Annotated in this window: 13 protein-coding genes and 3 pseudogenes; 4 read left to right on the plus strand and 12 right to left on the minus strand. The window is 61.5% G+C overall.

The genetic code is table 11. From position 1 onward, the window contains the following. Positions 1-63: 63 nt before the first annotated feature. From ubiB to QY76_RS02120, 6 genes and pseudogenes are all read right to left on the minus strand, one after another. Positions 64-1,694, minus strand: a pseudogene (gene ubiB / locus QY76_RS02095) (ubiquinone biosynthesis regulatory protein kinase UbiB). After that, positions 1,691-2,296 carry an SCP2 domain-containing protein gene (locus tag QY76_RS02100; protein ID WP_034164574.1) on the minus strand — a complete coding sequence of 202 codons (606 nt, stop codon included), beginning with the start codon at positions 2,294-2,296 and terminating at the stop codon, positions 1,691-1,693. The pseudogene ubiB and the gene QY76_RS02100 overlap by 4 nt, the downstream one beginning before the upstream one ends. A 15-nt stretch (positions 2,297-2,311) precedes the next feature. Then, positions 2,312-3,067, minus strand: a complete 756-nt coding sequence (gene ubiE, locus QY76_RS02105) for a bifunctional demethylmenaquinone methyltransferase/2-methoxy-6-polyprenyl-1,4-benzoquinol methylase UbiE (protein WP_034164573.1) — start codon at positions 3,065-3,067, stop codon at positions 2,312-2,314. Positions 3,068-3,189: 122 nt separating this feature from the next. Then, positions 3,190-4,554, minus strand: coding sequence for a DNA recombination protein RmuC (gene rmuC, locus QY76_RS02110; protein WP_071844210.1), 1,365 nt, complete (start codon positions 4,552-4,554; stop codon positions 3,190-3,192). A gap of 147 nt (positions 4,555-4,701) precedes the next feature. Then, a complete protein-coding gene (locus QY76_RS02115) occupies positions 4,702-5,229 on the minus strand; it encodes a DedA family protein (RefSeq protein ID WP_034164571.1) in 528 nt (175 codons plus the stop codon). Between the two features lie 118 nt (positions 5,230-5,347). Next, positions 5,348-7,156, minus strand: coding sequence for a carbon starvation protein A (locus QY76_RS02120; RefSeq protein WP_034164570.1), 1,809 nt, complete (start codon positions 7,154-7,156; stop codon positions 5,348-5,350). A gap of 367 nt (positions 7,157-7,523) precedes the next feature. Here QY76_RS02120 and udp point away from each other — a divergent pair, with 367 nt between their 5' ends. After that, positions 7,524-8,291, plus strand: a complete 768-nt coding sequence (gene udp, locus QY76_RS02125) for a uridine phosphorylase (RefSeq protein WP_012847023.1) — start codon at positions 7,524-7,526, stop codon at positions 8,289-8,291. Positions 8,292-8,339: 48 nt separating this feature from the next. Here udp and metE read toward each other — a convergent pair whose 3' ends face one another. After that, a complete protein-coding gene (metE, locus tag QY76_RS02130) occupies positions 8,340-10,616 on the minus strand; it encodes a 5-methyltetrahydropteroyltriglutamate--homocysteine S-methyltransferase (RefSeq protein WP_045426469.1) in 2,277 nt (758 codons plus the stop codon). 123 nt (positions 10,617-10,739) lie between these two features. On the opposite strand from metE, the gene metR reads away from it, so the two are divergent. Next, on the plus strand, positions 10,740-11,702 hold the full coding sequence (metR, locus tag QY76_RS17525) for an HTH-type transcriptional regulator MetR (protein ID WP_071844095.1): 963 nt from the start codon (positions 10,740-10,742) through the stop codon (positions 11,700-11,702). 19 nt (positions 11,703-11,721) lie between these two features. Here metR and QY76_RS02135 read toward each other — a convergent pair. The 5 genes and pseudogenes from QY76_RS02135 to QY76_RS02155 all read right to left on the minus strand — a co-directional run. Beyond that, positions 11,722-12,480: pseudogene (locus QY76_RS02135) on the minus strand (carboxylate/amino acid/amine transporter); the annotation flags it as partial. 119 nt (positions 12,481-12,599) lie between these two features. Continuing rightward, on the minus strand, positions 12,600-13,733 hold the full coding sequence (locus QY76_RS02140) for a DUF4056 domain-containing protein (RefSeq protein WP_034164567.1): 1,134 nt from the start codon (positions 13,731-13,733) through the stop codon (positions 12,600-12,602). Then, positions 13,733-14,865: pseudogene (locus QY76_RS02145) on the minus strand (BamA/TamA family outer membrane protein). The gene QY76_RS02140 and the pseudogene QY76_RS02145 overlap by 1 nt, the downstream one beginning before the upstream one ends. Continuing rightward, on the minus strand, positions 14,865-15,941 hold the full coding sequence (locus QY76_RS02150; RefSeq protein ID WP_034164564.1) for a hypothetical protein: 1,077 nt from the start codon (positions 15,939-15,941) through the stop codon (positions 14,865-14,867). The pseudogene QY76_RS02145 and the gene QY76_RS02150 overlap by 1 nt, the downstream one beginning before the upstream one ends. A 137-nt stretch (positions 15,942-16,078) precedes the next feature. Next, on the minus strand, positions 16,079-18,385 hold the full coding sequence (locus QY76_RS02155) for a zinc/cadmium/mercury/lead-transporting ATPase (RefSeq protein WP_045426477.1): 2,307 nt from the start codon (positions 18,383-18,385) through the stop codon (positions 16,079-16,081). 223 nt (positions 18,386-18,608) lie between these two features. Here QY76_RS02155 and gntR point away from each other — a divergent pair, with 223 nt between their 5' ends. Both gntR and gntK read left to right on the plus strand, forming a co-directional pair. Next, the gene (gene gntR, locus QY76_RS02160) at positions 18,609-19,607 is read left to right on the plus strand and encodes a gluconate operon transcriptional repressor GntR (protein ID WP_034164561.1); all 999 of its coding nucleotides are present in this window, start codon (positions 18,609-18,611) and stop codon (positions 19,605-19,607) included. 219 nt (positions 19,608-19,826) lie between these two features. Next, positions 19,827-20,357: a gluconokinase gene (gene gntK, locus QY76_RS02165; RefSeq protein ID WP_034164560.1), complete on the plus strand. Its 531-nt coding sequence runs from the start codon at positions 19,827-19,829 to the stop codon at positions 20,355-20,357. Positions 20,358-20,362: the final 5 nt, after the last annotated feature.

A 20,362-nucleotide genomic window follows, 5' to 3' on the forward strand; every position in this document is an offset into this window, starting at 1 on the left:
CGGTACACATCGTCATTTTGAACGCCTTTCGGCCTTCGACATCTCCCTAATTCGGGGTATGGATCACCGGGTATAACGCCAGCCTGCGAGCCAGATCACGACTCCAGCAACATACAGCCCTATCGGCCAGAGCGCAATATTCGCCATGGTCAGGATGGTACCACTGAGCAACAGGGTTGCGCCAATACCGAACAGATAGCGCGCGCGTCCCTGTCTGTTGCCCTGCTGCCCCAGGCGGTGCGTCATGCTATCCATGCTGTGCTGTAGGCGACGCTGCTGCTGCAGGCTGTCATACAGCAGCTCCGGCAGCTCCGGCAGCTTCTCGCTCCAGTAGGGCGCCTTAGCCTTCAGCGCCCGCATCAGCGCCGGCAGTCCGACCTGATCGTGCAGCCAGTTCTCCAAGAAGGGTTTGGCCGTGGTCCACAGATCCAGCTGCGGATACAGCTGACGCCCCAGCCCCTCGACGTACAGCAGCGTTTTCTGCAGGAGCACCAGCTGAGGCTGAACCTCCATATTAAAACGCCGTGCGGTATTGAACAGGTTGAGCAGCACGTGGCCAAACGAAATCTGATCCAGCGGCTTCTCAAAGATCGGCTCACATACGGTGCGGATAGCAAACTCGAACTCTTCAACATTGGTATCCGGTGGTACCCAGCCCGAGTCGACGTGCAGCTCTGCAACCTTACGGTAATCCCGGTTGAAGAAGGCAATAAAGTTTTCAGCCAAATAGCGCTTGTCCGCCTTGTTCAGGCTGCCGACAATGCCGCAGTCAATCCCGATATACTGCGGATCCTGCGGGTGTTCATAGCTGACAAAGATATTGCCCGGATGCATATCGGCATGGAAGAAGCTGTCGCGAAACACCTGGGTAAAAAAGACCTGCACCCCACGCTCAGCCAACAGCTTCATATTGGTGTTCTGCGCGTGTAGCGCCGCGATATCGGATACCGGCACCCCGTAAATCCGCTCCATCACCAGTACCGACTCACGGCAGTAGTCGGAAAACACCTCCGGCACATACAGCATCGGACTGGCATCGAAGTTACGCCGCAGCTGGATCGCATTCGCCGCCTCGCGCAGCAGATTCAGCTCATCCAGCAGGGTCTTTTCGTACTCGCGAACGACCTCGCGCGGCCGCAGTCGGCGCCCGTCAGGCAGCAGCTTAGGCACCCATCCCGCCAGCCGGTACATCAGGCGCACATCCGCCCGGATAATCGGCTGAATGTCGGGGCGGATCACCTTAAGCACCACCTCTCGGCCATTCTCACGCAGCGTCGCGGTATGCACCTGCGCAATGGAAGCCGACGCCAGCGCCTGGCTGTCAAAGTCGTCAAACCACTGTTCCAGAGGCCCTCCCAGCGCGGCCTCAATCTGCCGCCGCGCCAGCGCACCGTCAAACGGAGCAACTCGATCCTGCAGCAGCGCGAGCTGATCGGCGATGGCCGGCGCAAACAGATCGCGCCGGGTCGACAACATCTGGCCAAACTTGATCCACACGGGTCCCAGTGTCTGCAACGCTAGGCGCAACCGCTCTCCCAGCGGCTTGTCCCTGTGACGGTTACGCATCCAGAATAGGCAGCGACGCCCGATACGCAGCGGCAGGGTAATCCGCATTGGGGGATCAGTTCATCCAGGCCATAGGCGAGAAAAACCCGAATAATCAGGCAAAGTCGGCGCAGTTCGCTGGGCGTCATACACATTTCTCCAGTCGGGCAAGACGCTGTTCAAACGCCGACGCCTGGCGTTGCAGGGCAGCGACCTCCTCCTGAAACCAGGTAAACTCCAGCGTACCGGGCGCTAAACGCCACTCCTCAATCAGCGCATCGCGCGCGTAGTGGCGCTGACGCCGCAGGGATCCCTGCAGGGCACGCCCGCCCCGCTGAGCGGCGGAGCACAGCCCCTGTGCCACAATATCACCGGTATAGGGTGCCAGCAGCTCAGCCGGCGCCCACTCGGCCAAATCCAGCAGAGTAACCAGCTGCTGCACGACCTGAATATCGCCATCGACGCGCAGCTCACCGCGCTGCATCAGCGCCGCCAGCTGGCGGCGGTCGCGCAGCTGGGACAGCACGGACAGCCGCGTCGTCACCTGACAATCGACGGCGCCCTCCCAGAGGGCCAGCACATCGACCTGGCGCTGGCTAAAGATCAGGAAAAAAGGATCCTCCAGCTCCGCCAGCGAAATCTGCAGCACCCGGCCAGCCAGACGCTGGCGGGCAGACTGAAGCGCGCGATCCCGATACAGCGCAGCATTCAGCGCCGTTTCCAGCAGCGCCGTGCACAAAGGGGTCAGCATGCCGATTCCTTCAGATTAAAATTTGTAGCCACGGTGCAGAGCCACGATACCGCCGGTCAGGTTATCGTAGGTGGTATTTTCAAATCCGGCCGACGCCATCATTCCCTTCAGGGTCTCCTGATCCGGATGCATACGGATGGACTCCGCCAGATAGCGGTAGCTGTCGCCATCGTTCGCCACCATCTCACCGATACGCGGCAGAATATGGAAAGAGTAGGCGTCATAGGCCTTGCTCAACGCGGCGAGCTGGGGCTTGGAAAACTCCAGCACCAGCAGACGTCCCCCCGGCTTCAGCACCCGGAACATGGAGCGCAGCGCCTTGTCTTTGTCCGTCACGTTACGTAGGCCAAAGGCGATGGTAATGCAGTCGAAATAGTTCTCAGGGAACGGCAGCGCCTCCGCGTTGGCCTGCACGTAGTTCAGGTTGCCGGCGATCCCCATGTTGCGCAGCTTTTCGCGCCCGATCTTCAGCATCGAATCATTGATATCGGCCAGTACCACTTCCCCCTGCTCGCCGACCATACGCGAGAACTTGGCGGCCAAATCGCCGGTACCCCCGGCCAGATCGAGAACGCGCTGCCCCTGTCGTACGCCGCTGCAGTCAATGGTAAAGCGTTTCCACAGGCGGTGAATACCGAATGACATCAGGTCATTCATCAGGTCGTACTTGCCCGCCACGGAGTGAAACACCTGCGCTACTTTCCCCGCCTTATCGGCGGCGGCGACGGTCTTGTAACCAAAGTGAGTGGTTTCCGGCGTTTGATCTACCATTTCTTTCCTTAGCCTAAAATTGGTGGTCGCATGGCCTCCGCATGCGGCGCGGAAGCCTCAACGTCGCCCTCTGCGGGCAACACAGTGTCAACGATAGGGTGGAGAGCGGACGGCACGGGCCCTTACTGCACAGAGGGAGTCCCATGATGCGCCACCATCTCGCCGGATACCGCTGCGGGCTCTCCGTCCTGTGGCGGCTGGCAGGCTTCTTGTGCCAGCGCCGGGCTGATCGGACGTTTAACCTCCACGCCCAGCCCGCGAAAACTTTCCACTTGGCCTATCAGGTTACCACGCCCGTGGCTCAGTTTGTTCATCGCCTGGCGATAACTTGACTGGGCCCGCTCCAGACTTTGCCCCAGTGTAGACATATCATCGACGAACAAGCGCACTTTATCGTATAGCTTGGCGGCACGATCAGCGATTTTTTGTGCATTTTGACTTTGGTACTCGTAGCGCCATAAATTATTGATGGTGCGCAAAGCCACCAGCAATGTAGTCGGACTTACCAACATAATATTGTGACGCAGCGCCTCACTGATCAGCTCGGGATCGCGCTCGATCGCTGCCAGAAAGGCCGGCTCGAGGGGGATAAACATCAGCACATAGTCCAGGGTGCGCAGACCGGGTAGCCGCTGATAATCCTTACGCCCCAGCTGGCGAATATGAGCCCGCAGCGACAGAATATGCTGCTGCAGCGCCAGCTCACGCTCGTGCTCATCCTCCGCGTTGAAAAAGCGCTCATAGGCCACCAGCGACATTTTGGCATCCACCACCACATCTTTTCCCTGGGGTAGGTGTACCACCACATCCGGCTGCATGCGCCCGCTTTCCTCCGTTTGCACGCTGACCTGAGTGCGATATTCATGCCCCTCACGCAGGCCGGAGGACTCCAGCACCCGGCTCAGCACCACCTCGCCCCAGTTGCCCTGCATCTTGTTGTCCCCCTTCAGCGCACGCGTCAGGTTAAGCGCCTCGCGCGCCATCTGGGCGTTCATCTGCTGCAGGCTGCGAATCTCATGGGTCAAGGTGTGACGCTCGCGGGCCTCCTGGCCAAAGCTCTCGTTGATCTGGCGGCGAAAGCCATCGAGCTGTTCGCGCAGCGGCGTCAGCAGGGCATCGAGACTCTGCCGATTTTGCGCCTCGACCCGCCGACCGCTGTGCTCAAAAATACGGTTAGCCAGATTCTCAAACTGGACATTCAGGCGCTGCTCCGCGTTCAGCAGCAGACGCTGCTTCTCTTCTGCGCCCATGCGCGTCTCCTCCAGCCGGATCGTCACCTCGCGCAGCTCAGCCTCCTGGGCGCTATTGACGTCACGCTGAGCGCGTAGTTCCTGGTTTAGACGCTCACATTCTTCGTGCCACAGCCGCTGCTGGGCTATCCGCTCCTGGGCGGCGGCGAGCTGGCTATCCAGCGCGCCCAGCGCCTGCTCATGGGCAACCCGCGCCTGCTGCGCCCGCAGGGCCGCCGCCAACCAACCGATAACCATCCCGGCCAGCGATGCCGCCAGTATCCAAAGCGTTACGTTCTCCACCCTGCCTCTCCCCGTGAGATCCCTGCCCGACACGGTAATCAGCAGCTGTATGGATGTCCAGAGATTACCCGTTCAGAATGCGAAACGGCGCACAGCAAAATGTTACCCGATCCACTGGCCCAGCCAGCGGATGCCCAGCATGCCCGGTGCCAGAATCCCCGCACCCCAGATCAGCGCAGACAGCAGGTTGGCCAACTGAAAATAGCGCTGCCGCATGGCGCAAATCCCGGCGACCAGCGGCACGGCGGCTCGCAGGGGCCCCAGGAAACGACCAAAGAAGACCCCCCAAAACCCCCAGCGCGCAAAGTAACGGTGTCCACGCTGCAGTATCTGCGGGCTACGCGACAGCGGCCACATATGGCTGATCTGATGCTGATAATGGTAGCCAAGCCAATAGGAAAGCCAGTCGCCCAAAAAGGCGCCGACCGCCGCCGCCAGCCAGACAGGGACAAACGGAACGCCGCCCTCACCCAGCAGGGCGCTCAGCGCAAAGAGGATCACCGTCGCCGGCAGTAAAAGGGAGATAAAGGCCAGCGATTCACCAAAGGCCAGGAAAAATACCAGCGGCACCGCCCAGCCCTGATGCAGGCGGACAAACTCGATGGTGCCTTGAATAAGGCTGTCTAGCACGCCCTTACTCCTCATACGACGGTCAAGCGTCCAGCTTACCCGTAGTCACCCCGATAAAAAACCAACGGCCGTTAAATCGGCCGTCGATTGTTATCGGAAAGCGTATGGCAACGCGGGATCAGGCCGTTGCCTCCGCCTGCGCGGCGGCCAGCTCACCGCCGCGCTTCATCCACAGCTCACGCCATTTGCGCAGGGCCGATAGCAGGATCACCAGGCCCAGCACCAGCATGATGATGGAGATCGTCCCGTTGAACAGGTTATAGCCCGCCGCCTGCGGATTAAAGTAAACGTGCTTCACCATCCAGTAACCGGCGTAGTTCACCGTAATAAACAGATAGACCAGCGGAATAATACAGGTCAGCATGTAAATACGTTTGGTCGCCAGACGCAGAATGATGGTGGCACCGATGATCAGACCCACGGAAGCCATCAGCTGGTTAGATACACCGAACAGTGCCCATACCGAGTTGATGTCGCCAGAGTTGAGCAGATACCCCCACAGTAGGCAGGCAACGATAGAGCAGAAAATCGAACCGGGCAGCCAGTCTGTGCGCTTCAGCGGCGCCCACAGATCCCCCAAGAAGTCCTGCAGCAGGTAGCGCGCCACGCGGGTGCCGGAATCGACGGCCGTCAGAATAAAGACCGCTTCGAACATGATGACAAACTGGAAGAAGTAGGAGGCCAGGCTACTAAACCACGGCACCCGGATAAAGATATCCGTCATCCCAACCGCCAGGGTCACCGCCCCGCCGGTCCGCCCGTACAGATCCAGACCGATCTCCTGACTCAGCTGCGGCAGGTGGACGACCTCCATCCCCAGCCCGGCCCAGGCCTGAGCGCTGGAGTTAATGGCAAAGTAATCCGCCGGGTGCAGCGAGGTGGCAGCGATCAGCGCCATGACCCCAACGACGCACTCCGCCAGCATAGCGCCAAAGCCCACCGGCAGAATGTCGCTCCACTTGTCGATCTGCTTCGGCGTGGTGCCAGAGCCGATAAAGGCGTGAAAACCGGAGATAGCGCCACAGGCGATGGTAATGGAGATAAACGGCCATACCGGCCCAGACAGTACCGGACCACCGCCGTGAATAAATTGGGTGATCGCCGGAAACTGAATTTCGGGGTTGATAAAGACCACCCCGACCACCAGCGCGCCGAAGACCCCAATCTTCATAAAGCTAGACAGGTAGCCGCGCGGCGTCAGCAGCATCCAGACCGGCAGCGCCGTGGCAAAGAAGGCATAGGCCGGCAGCAGCAGGCTTACGGTTGAAGACTTCCAGGTCAGCCACTCCCCGAAGGTCGTGTGCTGAATGTAGGGCCCGGCAAAAACGCACAGAATAATCGCGGCAATCCCGGCGTAGGTCGCCCCTTTCATACTGCCGGTGATGCGCTCCCACAGCCCGACGCAGATGGCGATCGGGATGGTCATAAAGACGGCGAAGGTTCCCCACGGGTTACGCTCTAGGGCATGAACCACCACCATGGACAGGCCGGCCATGGTAATGGTAATGATGAACAGCATCGCCAGACCGGTACACCAGCCGGCAATGGGGCCCAGCTCCGATTTAGCCACCTCGGACAGTGACTTTCCCTGATGCTTCATCGACGCGAACAGCACCACCGTATCGTGTACCGCCCCGCCGATGACGCAGCCGATCAGCAGCCACAGGAAGCCCGGCAGATAGCCAAACTGCGCGGCCAGTACCGGCCCGACCAGCGGCCCCGCGGCAGCAATGGCGGCAAAATGGCTGCCGAAGTTGACCCATTTCTTGGTCGGCACATAGTCTTTACCGTCTTCATAGGTATGTGAGGGTGTGACTTCACTATCGTCGGCACGCAGCACCTTTCTCACGAAAAACAGGCCGTACAGACGGTAGCAAATAGCAAGAATACACAGCGTTGCCAACACGAAGGTAATCGCATGTTGCATGGTTATTATCTCCCCTGAGGATTTTTCAGGGATCACCCTAACCACTTTGGCGCCGCCAGCGTCATCGCGGATCGCCCAGCGGTAACCGGGCGAATTAAACGGTCGAAAAACGCCCCCGAGCGGCAGCCGCGGGAGGGCGGCGCGTGGGGCGGCGCAGGAGCGAAAGATCTGTCATCCTCATCACAGGAATCTGTCTAAAATTCCGACGTTATCGCCATATATTGTGAATATAATCACAATTTTTTGTCGATAATGATACCGTTTCTTCATATCAAGTGACTTGAGTCACGCATTTATCCGACGAATTTCAGTAGAGTGATCCCTTGTTCCTCAGCGGAGGATAACGATGACACAGGAGTCAGCAGCGATGTCTAAACCTGAAGTATTCCACCTCGGACTGGCCAAAAGCGATCTGCACGGTGCTACGCTGGCCATCGTGCCCGGCGACCCGGAGCGCGTGGAAAAAATTGCCAAACTGATGGAGAACCCGGTCAAGCTGGCCTCCCATCGTGAATTCACCAGCTGGCGCGCCGAGCTGGACGGTAAGGCTGTCATCGTCTGCTCCACCGGTATCGGCGGTCCGTCGACCTCCATCGCCGTGGAAGAGCTGGCACAGCTGGGTATCCGTACCTTCCTGCGCGTCGGGACCACCGGTGCCATTCAGCCGCACATCAACGTCGGCGACGTGCTGGTCACCACCGCCTCCGTACGCCTTGACGGCGCCAGCCTGCACTTCGCGCCGATGGAGTTCCCGGCCGTTGCCGACTTCACCTGCACCACCGCGCTGGTCGATGCCGCCCGCGCCGTCGGCGCTGCGACCCACGTCGGGATCACCGCCTCCTCCGACACCTTCTACCCGGGTCAGGAGCGCTATGATACCTTCTCAGGCCGTGTAACCCGCCGCTTCCGCGGCTCGATGAAAGAGTGGCAAGAGATGGGCGTGATGAACTTCGAGATGGAGTCCGCCACGCTGCTGACCATGTGCTCCAGCCAGGGGCTGCGCGCCGGGATGGTGGCCGGGGTCATCGTCAACCGCACCCAGCAAGAGATCCCCAACGCGGAGACCATGAAGCAGACCGAATCGCACGCGGTAAAAATCGTCGTCGATGCCGCACGCCGTCTGCTGCAGGACTAAGTATCATCGCGGTATTGCGGGCGGGAGCAGTCGCTCCCGCCCGTTTTTTTATGCCTGCGTCTGCGCGCGCAGCAAGCGCGCCGCCGCCACCATGTTGCTCAGCGCACGTCGGGTCTCCTCCCAGCCACGCGTCTTTAAACCGCAGTCCGGATTCACCCACAGCCTCTCGGCGGGAATATGCTGTGCCGCCCGGCGCAGCAGCTCGACCATCGCCGCCTGCGTCGGCACGTTCGGTGAGTGGATATCGTACACCCCGGGCCCGATCTCATTGGGATAGTCGAAGCGAGAAAAGGCCTCCAACAGCTCCATATCCGATCGCGCCGTCTCAATGGTGATCACGTCCGCATCCAACGCCGCAATCGCCGCCATGATGTCATTGAACTCGCAGTAGCACATATGAGTATGGATCTGGGTATCATCGTACGCCACCGCCGCCGTCAGACGAAACGCCGCCACGGCCCACGCCAGGTACGCCTGCCACTCATCCTGACGCAGCGGCAGGCCCTCGCGCAGCGCGGGCTCGTCGATTTGAATGATGCCGATCCCCGCGCGCTGCAGGTCGTCTACCTCGTCGCGCAGCGCCAGCGCCAGCTGACGGGCGATAACCTCTCGCGGCACATCTTCACGGGCAAACGACCAACACAGCATCGTTATCGGACCGGTCAGCATGCCCTTCACCGGCCGGGAGGTCTGAGCCTGGGCAAAGGTGGTCCATTCGACGGTCAGCGGCGCGGGGCGGCTGATATCCCCGACGATCACCGGCGGCTTTACACAGCGTGAGCCATAGCTCTGTACCCAGCCGTTACGGGTAAACACAAACCCCTCCAGCTGCTCACCGAAATACTCCACCATATCATTACGTTCGGCCTCACCGTGCACCAGTACGTCCAGCCCCAGTAGCTCCTGCTCGCTAATCGCCTGGCGGATGTGATCGGCTATTCCCCGACGATAGTGCTGCGGGGTCAGCTGCCCACGGCGAAAGTCGAGGCGCAGGGTGCGGATAGCCGGCGTCTGCGGGAATGAGCCGATGGTCGTCGTCGGCCAGCGCGGCAGTGCAAAGCGCTGGCGCTGACGCCGAGCGCGCTGGGGGTATCCGCTGGGGCGCTGCGTATCCGCATCGGTCAGCGCGGCCAGACGCTCGGCTACCGCCGGGTTATGAACCCGCTCGGAGCGGCGACGCAGGTATAGCGGCGCACTGTAGCTCAGCAACGCCTCCCGCCGCGGCGCAGGATCGTTCAGGGCCTGGGTCAGCAGCGCCAGCTCGTCGCACTTCTGCAGGGCAAAGGCAAACCAGCTTTTCACCTCCTCATCCAGCTGGGTTTCCGCACTCAGATCAATAGGCGTATGCAGCAGGGAGCAGGAACTGCCCAGCCAGATCGGCCGCTGACCGACCAGCGGCTGCAGACGCGTCTGCCAATCGGCCAGATCGGCGCGCCAGACGTTACGACCGCTGATCGCGCCCAGCGATAGCACCCAGTCGGCGGGCAGCTGACGGTGGAGCGCCAGCGCATCGACCGCGCCCTGAACCAGATCGACGTGCAGCCCCTGCACCGGCAGAGCACAGATCGTCGGCAGGTGGTGGCCGATGTCGCCAAAGTAGGTGGTCAGCAGCAGCTTCACCGGCCCCTGTAGCGCCTGATACGCATGCTGATAGGCATCGCGCCACGCCGGCGGCAGCGTCAGCACCAGCGCCGGCTCATCCACCTGCACCCATTCGACCCCGCGTTCGGCCAGCGCGGCCAGCACCTGACGGTATACCGCCAGTACCTCCTCCAGTAGGCTTAGACGATCGAAAGGCGCCCCTTTTACCTTGCCGAGCCATAGGTAGGTCAGCGGCCCCAGCAGTACCGGTTTCACCCGATATCCCTGCGCCAGCGCCTCATCTACCTCGTCCAGCAGCTGGCGCCAGCCAAGGGAAAAGCGCTGCCCGCGGGTAAACTCGGGCACGATATAGTGATAGTTGGTGTTAAACCATTTTGTCATCTCCGCCGCCGCCGCGGGCTTTCCTCCGGGCGCCTGGCCGCGCGCAATCCCAAACAGCGTATCCAGATCGATGACGCCGTCGGCGCGCCGGTGGCGTGCCGGGACATTCCCCAGCATCAGACTGGTCGCCAACACATGGTCATACCAGGCAAAATCGCCCACCGGCAGCAGATCGATTCCCGCCTGATGCTGCTGACGCCAATGGCGGGCGCGCAGCTCGGCGCCGCAGGCCAGTAGCGCGTTCTGGGGCGCGCTGCCCGACCAGTAGGCCTCCAGTGCCTTCTTCAACTCACGCTGTAACCCTATACGTGGAAACCCCAGGGTATGACTGATTACCTGCATCCTCTTTTACCTCGCAATGCCGATTATGGATGTTTAGATGTCCAGATGTTTACACATCCATAATCAGCGGGTAATGTAGAGGACTCAAGCGCAATCTGTTCATCTGTTAACTGAGGGTTTCTCATGATCGAGCTGAAGCACCTAAGAACGCTGCAGGCTCTGCGCGCCGGCAGTTCACTGGCCGCCGCCGCCGCCCGGCTACACCAAACCCAGTCGGCCCTCTCTCATCAGTTCAGTGAACTGGAACAGCGCCTGGGATACCGACTGTTTGTCCGTAAGAGCCAGCCCCTGCGCTTTACCCCCCAGGGCGAGATCCTGCTGGCGCTGGCGGAGCAGGTGCTGCCCCAGGTACAGCAGGCCCTACAGGCATGTCAGGTACCGCCGCAGCAGACGCTGCGTCTGGCCATTGAGTGTCACAGCTGTATTCAGTGGCTGACGCCGGCCCTGGCGCAGTTTCAAGCCCAGTTTCCCCAGGTGACGCTCGATTTTCGCTCCGGCGTCACCTTCGATCCCCAGCCCGCGCTGCAGCAGGGGGAGCTGGATCTGGTGCTGACCTCGGATATTTTGCCGCGCGGCACGCTGTACTATGCGCCGCTGTTCGATTATGAAGTGCGTTTGGTGATGGCCCCCGGGCACCCGCTGGCCCGCAGAGGCACGGTTCGGCCACAGGATCTGGCACAGGAGACGCTGTTAATTTATCCGGTGGCCCGGCAGCGTCTGGATGTCTGGAACCACTTTCTCCAGCCCGCCGGCATCGCCCCCCGGCTAAAACAAGTCGACAATACGCTGCTGCTGCTGCAGATGGCGGCCGCGGGGATGGGCATCGCCGCGCTGCCGCACTGGGTCGCGGAAAGCGCCGAGCGCCAGGGGGCGCTGACCACCCGACCGCTGGGTGAGGGGCTATGGCGTCGGCTGTATGCGGCGCTGCGCACGGGAGAGCAGCGCCAGTCGGTGATGGATGGCTTTATTCAGCTGGCGCGCCGCCACGCCTGCGACGGCCTGCCGTTTGTCCGTGATGTGGTACGATCCAGCGCCGGTGCACCCAAAGCGACAGGGCGATCACTGTCCCACCCAGCGTCAGCCTGATCCAGTCAGGATGCTGTTGCCAGATAGCCAGATTCACCAGCAGCCCCGCCGGGATCAGCGCATTATTCATGATGGCCAGCGTACCGGCATCCACCTGCGTAGCGCCATAGTTCCACATGAAGTACCCCAGGCCAGAGGCACCGATGCCCAGCCACAGCAAAATTCCCCACTGTAGCGGCGCAGCCGGCAGCCTATGCGGATTGCCATACAGCCACCAGGCCGGAAGCGCAACCATCAGCGCCCCCAGATAAAACCAGGAGAAGGCGCGATGCTGCGGCAGCGGCATCACCTCCATCAGACGTTTGTATCCCACCTGCCCCAGCGCAAAGCAGAGATTGGCCCCCTGGATCAGGGCAAAACCCAGTAAAAACTGTGAGCTGAGCGGGTTATAGCGGATGATCAGCGCGCCCAGCACAGCCAGCAGCGCGCTGCCCAAATAGCCTGGGCGCAGGCGTCGCCCCTGTAGCAGATCGTAAATCAGCGTGACATACAGCGGCGTCAGAATGGTAAACAGCAGCACCTCTGGCACCGTCAGATACAGAAACGCGGGATAGTAGAACAGGTACATCAGCCCCAGTTGAAAAGCGCCCACCAGCATATAGGCCAGCGCCTGACGCGGGCGCACCCCACGCCAGCGCAGAAACGGGAGAAAGACCAGCGTCGCCAGCGCAACCCGCGCCAGCACGGCAAACCAGCTATCGACCTGGCCGGCCAAATACACGCCGATCAGACTAAACGAAAAGGCCCACAGCAGCGTGGTCGCCAGCAGTAGAAACACGGAAGAGATCCATTCGATGCAGTTGATGGGCGCTATTCTACCCAAGGGCGACGCCGACCGCCGCCCAGAGTGGGTTTACATCTGGTCAAATACAGCGCGAACAAGTATCGGTATCGCCTCTAACGCTTACGCGAAAGCTGCAGCGTATCCTGCGCCTGGGCAAATGCCGCCAAATGACCGAAGTCACGCCAGGTGTAATAGTGCGGCGGAACGGGCAGGCGTTTCATTGACGCGCCCGGCAGCAGGCGCAGCTCCGCCAGCTTGGCAAGATCGTAACGGTGCACCTGCCCCGGCAGCATCAGACGCAGCGGCGGCGTCAACTCCCCGGAAATCGAAGTCGGCAGGCGATCGTCACGGGTATCATAGTTGCGCTTAAGCACCAGAAACTTTTGCGGCACGGCCTGACGGCTGTCCCACCATTTGCCATCCAGCATATCAAACTGAAAACGCGTCAATATGGCGGGCTGCGCCTGCAGCTGGCACAGCGCCTGCGGCAGCAGCGTCGTCAGCGCCGCGCTGTATTGCCCCAGCGAGGCCGTATGTCCATTCAGGATCAGCGTCAAGGCCAGTCGCGTCCCCAGTAGATTGGAATAGAGATCCTCCGGGGAAAACGCCGAGACCCCCTCCGAAAAGCCGGGGATAGACTCATAGCCATACCACTGGGCAACCTCGTGCCAGGCAGCCACCTCAAACGCCAGGCGGGCGGCTAAATAGGCCGCGAGGGTATAGCGCTCCCGCGCCTCATGCGGCGGCGTAAAGGCAGAAAACACCAGCTGACGCCGCGCGAGCTCGTCGCCCAGGTCGAGGCGGAAAGCCTGCCCTAGCCGCGGGTACAGATGGCTGAAGATGTATACCGTCATATCCGCGCTATCGCGAACATGCGCCAGATCCAAGAAGCCACCGCGGCGCGTATATATCAGGCCATTACGTTCACTGCCCAGGCCGGCCAAACTGGCCAGCGCGCCAAACAGGCTATCGTTGTAGCGATGGCCACCCAGCGCATCCGCCTCAACCACATTGTTCAAACGGTAAAAGGGAATGGGGACGCCCAGCGCCTCGGCGTTCAGATCATAGCCGAAGGCACAGCAGGGGCGCAGCCCATCCGGCGGCGGCAAAGGCGCGCTCACCGGCCAGGCATGAGCCGCCTGCAGGGGCTGCAGCTGCGCCAGATCAAGGCTCATCGGCAGGCCAAACGCCCCTGCCGCGCCGCACCAGGCCAGCAGCGCTGCACACCATCTCCGGACCACCGCCATCAAAATGCCTCTCCTACCTGAAAATAAAAGCCGCTGCTGCCGCGACCAATGCCATAGTCCAAACGAATATTAATACCTGGCTTAAAGGCGAAGCGGTAGCCGACCCCCACGGTGGGCAGCCAGCGACTGCTGCCCAGCTCCCTGACGTTTGGCCCCATCGTACCGGCGCCGGCCCAGGCCACCACGCCGTGGCGCCAGCTCAGCTTCTGCCGATACTCCAGCTGTGAGCTAATCAGATTACGATCGCGGTAGCGCCCCTGGTAGTAACCCCGCATCCGCTGATCGCCACCGAGCGACGGCAGCATATTCCACGGCACCATCCCCTGGGTGAACTCACCGTCGATCTCCCAGGCCAGCACGCGGGTCTCATCCAGCGCGTGGTAGGTGCTGAAGCGGGTCGTCAGGTTATCAAAGCGGGTATCGCTGCCCGTCTCCGGCGTATAGTGGGTGTAGCGCAGGCTCGCCAGCATCCCCCGGCGCGGATTGGGCACAAAGTCCCGGCTGTCATACTGCAGCGATAGGCTGGGGCCGGAGCTGAATACCGTACGCCCATCGCGAATCTGCGCCAGGCGATCCGTCTGCTTCACATCGGCGGCATGCATCGCCGACAGCGACCAGCCAACGCCGAGGTATGTCTGAGACGCTATCCGGTACAGCACCTCCGGCTGTAGCCGCAGCGACTGTGCCGTGTATTTCTGCCGACCGTCGTCGTCGGCCCCGGCGCGGAAGCCCTGCCCCCAGTAGTAGGTTGGCGTATCGCTAATCCCACCGGTGACAAAGATACGCCAGCGATCGTGGTCAAAAAAGCTATAGCTGCGGACTCCCAGCCCAAAGGCGCCGGTAGAGCTGAGGTAGCCGCTCAGCGTGATGCTGGAGTTCTGGCTGGTGGTGTCCGAGGGATCCGGGCGATACAGCCCGGCCACCGCGGCGCCGATCCCCAGCCCCAGTTCGGGATTGAAAAACGGCCCCGGCAGTACCCCCAGTCGATCCCTTTGTCCGGATCGAAGCGATCGTCGCCGCCCAGATGCCCCAGCCACTCATCGATCTGCGCACGCGTCGGCAACAGTGCCGCCTGTCCCGCCAGCGGCGAGAGCGCGTAGACCAGCGCCAGCGTCATCAGGGGGCGGCACATCAGAAGCGGTACTCTCCGGAGACAAAGAAGCTATTGCGCTCGGCAAAGCCCACCTCCGTGGTCAGGTTAAAGTTACGAGTGATTTCATACTGTGCGCCAATCAGTACGTTCCATGGCGACGATAAATGCTGGCGCACATCGAAACGGCCCTGACCCTGCTGATTGGCAATCGCCATCAGCGCAGATAATCCGCCCGGCATCGACAGATCGCTGAGGCTGCCCTTAAACTCCTGCTGCACATCCTGATACATAGAGCCGACCCACAGGCTGAGCTTGCCGTCCGGCAGGCCGACGGCGCCGATGCCGGGGGTAGTGAAGCGGTAGCCGACGCGCGGCGACAGGGTAAAGGCGTCGATGCTGCCGTCGAGAATATCGAAGCGGGTCTGGGTATAGTTCATATCCACCAGGCCGAACCAGTTGCCGTAGCCGCCGGCCAGCACCGTACCGGCGCCGTAGGTGGTGCCCTTAAAGTTCAGCTGGAAATCCAGATCGCGCAGCTGTCCGCTCTTATTCATACCATGTACTATTTGTGCGATGATCCCATCCATACTAAATGGCTTATATTGGCTGGGATCGGCATCGACAGAGACCTTGGACAATGAGCTACCGCGCGTCTTGCCGACGATGCCGTAGACGTTCATGAAAGGCAGCACCCACGCATCCAACTTAATCGTTTGAGTCACGCTACGCTGGCGGGTACTCCCCACCTTAATATTGAACAGATCCGTAGGCAGCGAATAGCTATCCCAGCCCAACCCGCTAAAACTAATGCTATCCACCACGATATTCTGGCGCATATTCATATAGTTAATATTAATACCGAAAGGCTCTGGCAGATCGTAGCCGCGCGCGCGCGCCTCGTCGCCCCAAATCGGCAGAATCGAGCTCTTTTGCGCCTCTGGCGCCGACGTCTGGGCCGTTGGCACGCTGTCCGCCGCATGGGCCTGCGACTGGGGCAAGCCGTAGTAGGTGGGAAGGGTGCTGCTGAGCTCGGTGGTATTATCCTGAGTGGCCGCATGGGCAACACCGCTCATCAGCACGCCGGAAAGACAGGACAGCAATGCACGATTATTCATATTGTTAAGCGTTATAAAGTGAGTGGAAACAAAAGCAGGGTGCGGAGTATAGCAGTAAATGAGTGTAACTTCGTGCAACATAACGTGCGTATCATTCCCCGGTAACGATACGCACGTTAATTATTACCCAGACAGACTTAACGGCGGCGCAACAGGCGCAGCGCATTCGCCGTCACCAGCGCCGTGGCGCCAGAGTCAGCCAGCACCGCCAGCCACAGCCCAGTGATCCCCAGCAGGCTGGTGATCAGGAAGACCCCTTTGAGTCCCAACGCCAGCGTAATGTTCTGGCGGATGTTGGCGTGGGTCGCCCGCGATAAGGCGATCATCTGCGCGAGCCCGGTCAGGCGATTATGAGTCAGCGCCGCATCCGCCATCTCCAGCGCGACGTCCGTCCCCCCGCCCATGGCGATACCGATACTGGCCGCCTTCATCGCCGGCGCGTCATTGATCCCGTCACCGACCATCGCGGTATCCGCCCGGCGGCTGAGCGCCTCCACCTGATGCACCTTATCCTGCGGCAGCAGCCCGGCCCGGAAATCGATCCCCAGAGAACCGGCAATCGCCGCCGCCGCGCGCGGGTTATCTCCCGTCAGCATCACGGCCTCAATGCCCAGCGCCCGCAGCGCATCCAGCGCCTCAACGGCGTCCGGGCGCAGCGTATCGCTCATGGCGATCGCCCCGATGGCTACGCCATCTCGCAGGACCGTCACGACCGTCTGCCCCAGCTCCTCCCACGCCACGATCTGCGTCAGCAGGGCCTCTGACAACGTCTCTGGCGCCAGGCGACTCGGCGCCGCAACCTGTACCGCTACGCCGTCGACCTCTCCCGCGACGCCGATACCGGCCTGTGCCTGACGGGCCTGAGCCTGCACCACCGGCAGGCCACGCTGCTCGCAGGCCAGGATCACCGCCTTGGCCAATGGATGGTGGGAGCCCACCTCCACCGCCGCCGCCAGCGTCAGTAGCCGTTCAGCCGACACGCCCTCAACGCTGAATACGCCGCTCACCTGCGGCATCCCCTGCGTCAGGGTCCCGGTTTTATCGAACGCGATAGTGCGCACGCGCCCCAGCTGCTCCAACGCCGCCCCGCCCTTAATCAGCGCACCGTGACGTGACGCCGCCGCCAGACCGGAGGTGATCGCCGCCGGCGTTGAGATCACCAGCGCGCAGGGACAGCCGATCAGCAGCAGCGTTAGCCCCCGGTAAATCCAGGTATCCCAGGGCTGGGCAAAGGCCAGCGGCGGAATCAGAATCACCAGCAGCGCCAGCGCCATGATCGCCGGCGTATAGTAACGGCTAAAGCGATCCAGGAACCGCTCGATCGGCGCACGGCGCTCCTCGGCCTCTTCGATCAGCTGCAGAATGCGATCGATGGCATTTTGTCCGGGCTGTGAGATCACCCGCAGCCGGCACACCCGATCGACGACCAGCGCGCCGGCCGGCACCCGCGCCCCCGGCTGACGATCGACCGGCAGCGATTCGCCGGTCAACGCGCTTTCATCAAAGCTCACGCTCTCCAGCAACAGCTCGGCATCGGCGGGCAGACGACCGCCCGGTGCAACCTCGATCTCCATGCCGGGACGCAGCGCGGAGACGGCCAGCGTGCGCCGCCGCTCCTGTTCTATCACCACCGCCTCATCGGGCACCAGCGCCATCAGGGCGCTGACCCCTTTGCGGGCCCGGTTGGCCGCATAGGATTCCAAGCGCTCGCCCAGCATGAACAGTAGCAAGACCATCGCCGCTTCCTGCGTCGCCCCGATAAACAGCGCCCCCAGCGCGGCAATGCTCATCAGGGTTTCAATGGCGAAATAGCTGCCGCTGCGCATCAGGCGCACGGCTTTTAGCATGATCGGCGCCACCCCGACCAGCGTTGTCGCGATAAAGGCCACCCGGCCCAGCGACGGGTCAACCAGCGTCAGCCCATAGCTCAGTAGCATCAGCAGCGCCAGCGCGATCGGCGGCATCACCTCATGCCAGCGCAGCGCGGCGCTCTCCGCCCGCTTGGCGCCCACGGACTGCAGGCTAAAGCCCGCCTGGCGCACCGCCCGTTCAATCGCCGGGGAGAGATCCCGCGAGGCATCCACCACCAGTTTCTGGGTTGCGAACAGGACCGAGGCGCGCTCCACCCCGTTAATCTGGGCGACCGCCGTTTCTATTTTGCGGGCGCAGCTGGGACAGTCCATCCCCTCCACCCGCCAGCTGAAGCGCTGGCGCCCAGACGCCAGGGGAGGCAAGGGGTGGGGATCGGCGTCCTCCTCGACGCCATCATGGTCGTGGGCCGCCATACAGCAGGCGCCGTCGGCGGCCGGCGTCAACGGCGACGCCATACTGATCTTCAGCGTGCCGTGCGCCGGACGGCTGCAGCCGTGCTGCATCGCCGCATGCTGATGGCCGCAGCCACAGCCTGCATCGGACCCGCCGGGGTGAATGTGTTTATGGGTCATCGGTTCCTCCTCGCATCATTACCAGTCTTACTATTACGGATAATTCTACACGTTGGAGTCGACTCCAGAGTCAAGCAACAAATGAGATCCATTCCTTTTTACTCGCCGCCTACGCGTCGCACGTCCAGGACGAGCGGCTAGAAAACCATGCGCGCCCCATGCTCGACGACTGATTTTTTGCTACACTGATGCCCTCCGATAAAGAGTGTATATTTCATTGAAAATGAAGAAAAAGCGCCCAGTACTGCAGGATATAGCCGATCGCGTCGGCGTCACCAAAATGACCGTCAGCCGCTACTTGCGCAACCCCGAGCTGGTTTCGCTGCCTCTGCGCGGCAAGATCGCCGCGGCGCTGGATGAGCTGGGCTATATTCCCAACCGGGCGCCCGATATTCTCTCTAACGCGACCAGCCGCGCTATCGGCGTGCTGCTGCCCTCGCTAACCAACCAGGTTTTCGCTGAGGTTTTGCGCGGCATCGAAAGCGTCACCGACCAGCACCACTACCAAACCATGCTGGCCCACTACGGTTACCGCAAGGAAAAGGAGGAGGAACGCCTTACCTCCCTGCTCTCCTACAACATCGACGGGCTGATTCTGGCCGAGCGCGACCATACCCCGCGTACCCTGAAGATGATCGAGGTCGCCGGCATCCCGGTAGTCGAGCTGATGGACAGTGTCTCCCCCTGCCTCGATATGGCCGTGGGCTTCGACAACGTTGAGGCCGCACGAGCAATGACCCAGGCCATCATCGCGCGCGGCCACCGCCGCACCGTCTACTTTGGCGCCCGGCTCGATGAACGTACGGTGATGAAGCAGCGGGGCTATGAGGCGGCGATGCGCGCCGCCGACCTGACGCCGCGCAGCGTCATGATCCCACGCAGCTCCTCCTACTCCGTCGGCGGCGAACTGCTGCGTGAAGCGCTGAAGCGCTACCCCGATATGGATAGCATCTTCTGTACCAACGATGACCTGGCCGTTGGCGCAGCCTTTGAGTGTCAACGCCTGGGACTGCGTATCCCGCAGGATATGGCCATCGCCGGCTTCCATGGACACGATATTGGCCAGGTGATGGAGCCGCAGCTCGCCAGCGTGCTCACCCCGCGTCAGCGCATGGGCCAGCTGGCCGCCGAACGTCTGCTGGCGCGCCTGCGCGGTGAGCACAGCGCCGAGGCCGCCGCCGTCGACGTCGGCTTTACCCTGCTGCACGGCGGCAGCATTTAGCTCCTCTCGCGTACCACGGCGCTCCGACGTGATCACGGTTGCCGGTTCGCGGAGCGCTCGGCCTACATCTCCCTAACAACTGCGAGTAGCATCACAGTTATTAATCATACCATTTAACATTCGTTGCTAATTTCTCCAGCGCACCAGAGAATGTTACCCATAACAGTTACCAGTAACATTAGATTGCGCGGCGACTTGCCGCCCACCGGGGAATACAGCATGAGCGAAAGCCAACAGCAAAAACACGTCTTTGTTTTGATGGGCGTTTCCGGCAGCGGCAAGTCCGCCGTCGCCAGCGCCGTCGCCCAACGGCTGGGCGCCGCCTTTCTGGACGGCGACTTCCTTCACCCGCGCGCCAACATCAGCAAGATGGCCGACGGCCACGCGCTGAACGATGACGATCGCACACCGTGGCTCCAGGCCCTCAACGATGCGGTCTTCGCCATGCAGCGCACCAACGACGTCTCGCTGATCGTCTGCTCGGCGCTGAAAAAGCGCTACCGCGACATGCTGCGCGACGGTAACACTAACCTCTCATTCATCTACCTGCAGGGTGATTTCGCCTTGATCGAAAGCCGTCTGCTGGCGCGCAAGGGACACTTCTTCAAACCGCAGATGCTGGTTTCCCAGTTTGCGGCCCTGGAAGAGCCGACGGCCGAAGAGCGCGACGTGTACGCCATCGATATCAGCCAGACGCTGGACAGCGTGGTGGCCGACACCCTGAATACCATTAAATCCATCATTGCCTAGGAGCA

Origin of the sequence: Edwardsiella sp. EA181011 (assembly GCF_000800725.1) — a bacterium.
Lineage (GTDB): Bacteria > Pseudomonadota > Gammaproteobacteria > Enterobacterales > Enterobacteriaceae > Edwardsiella > Edwardsiella anguillarum.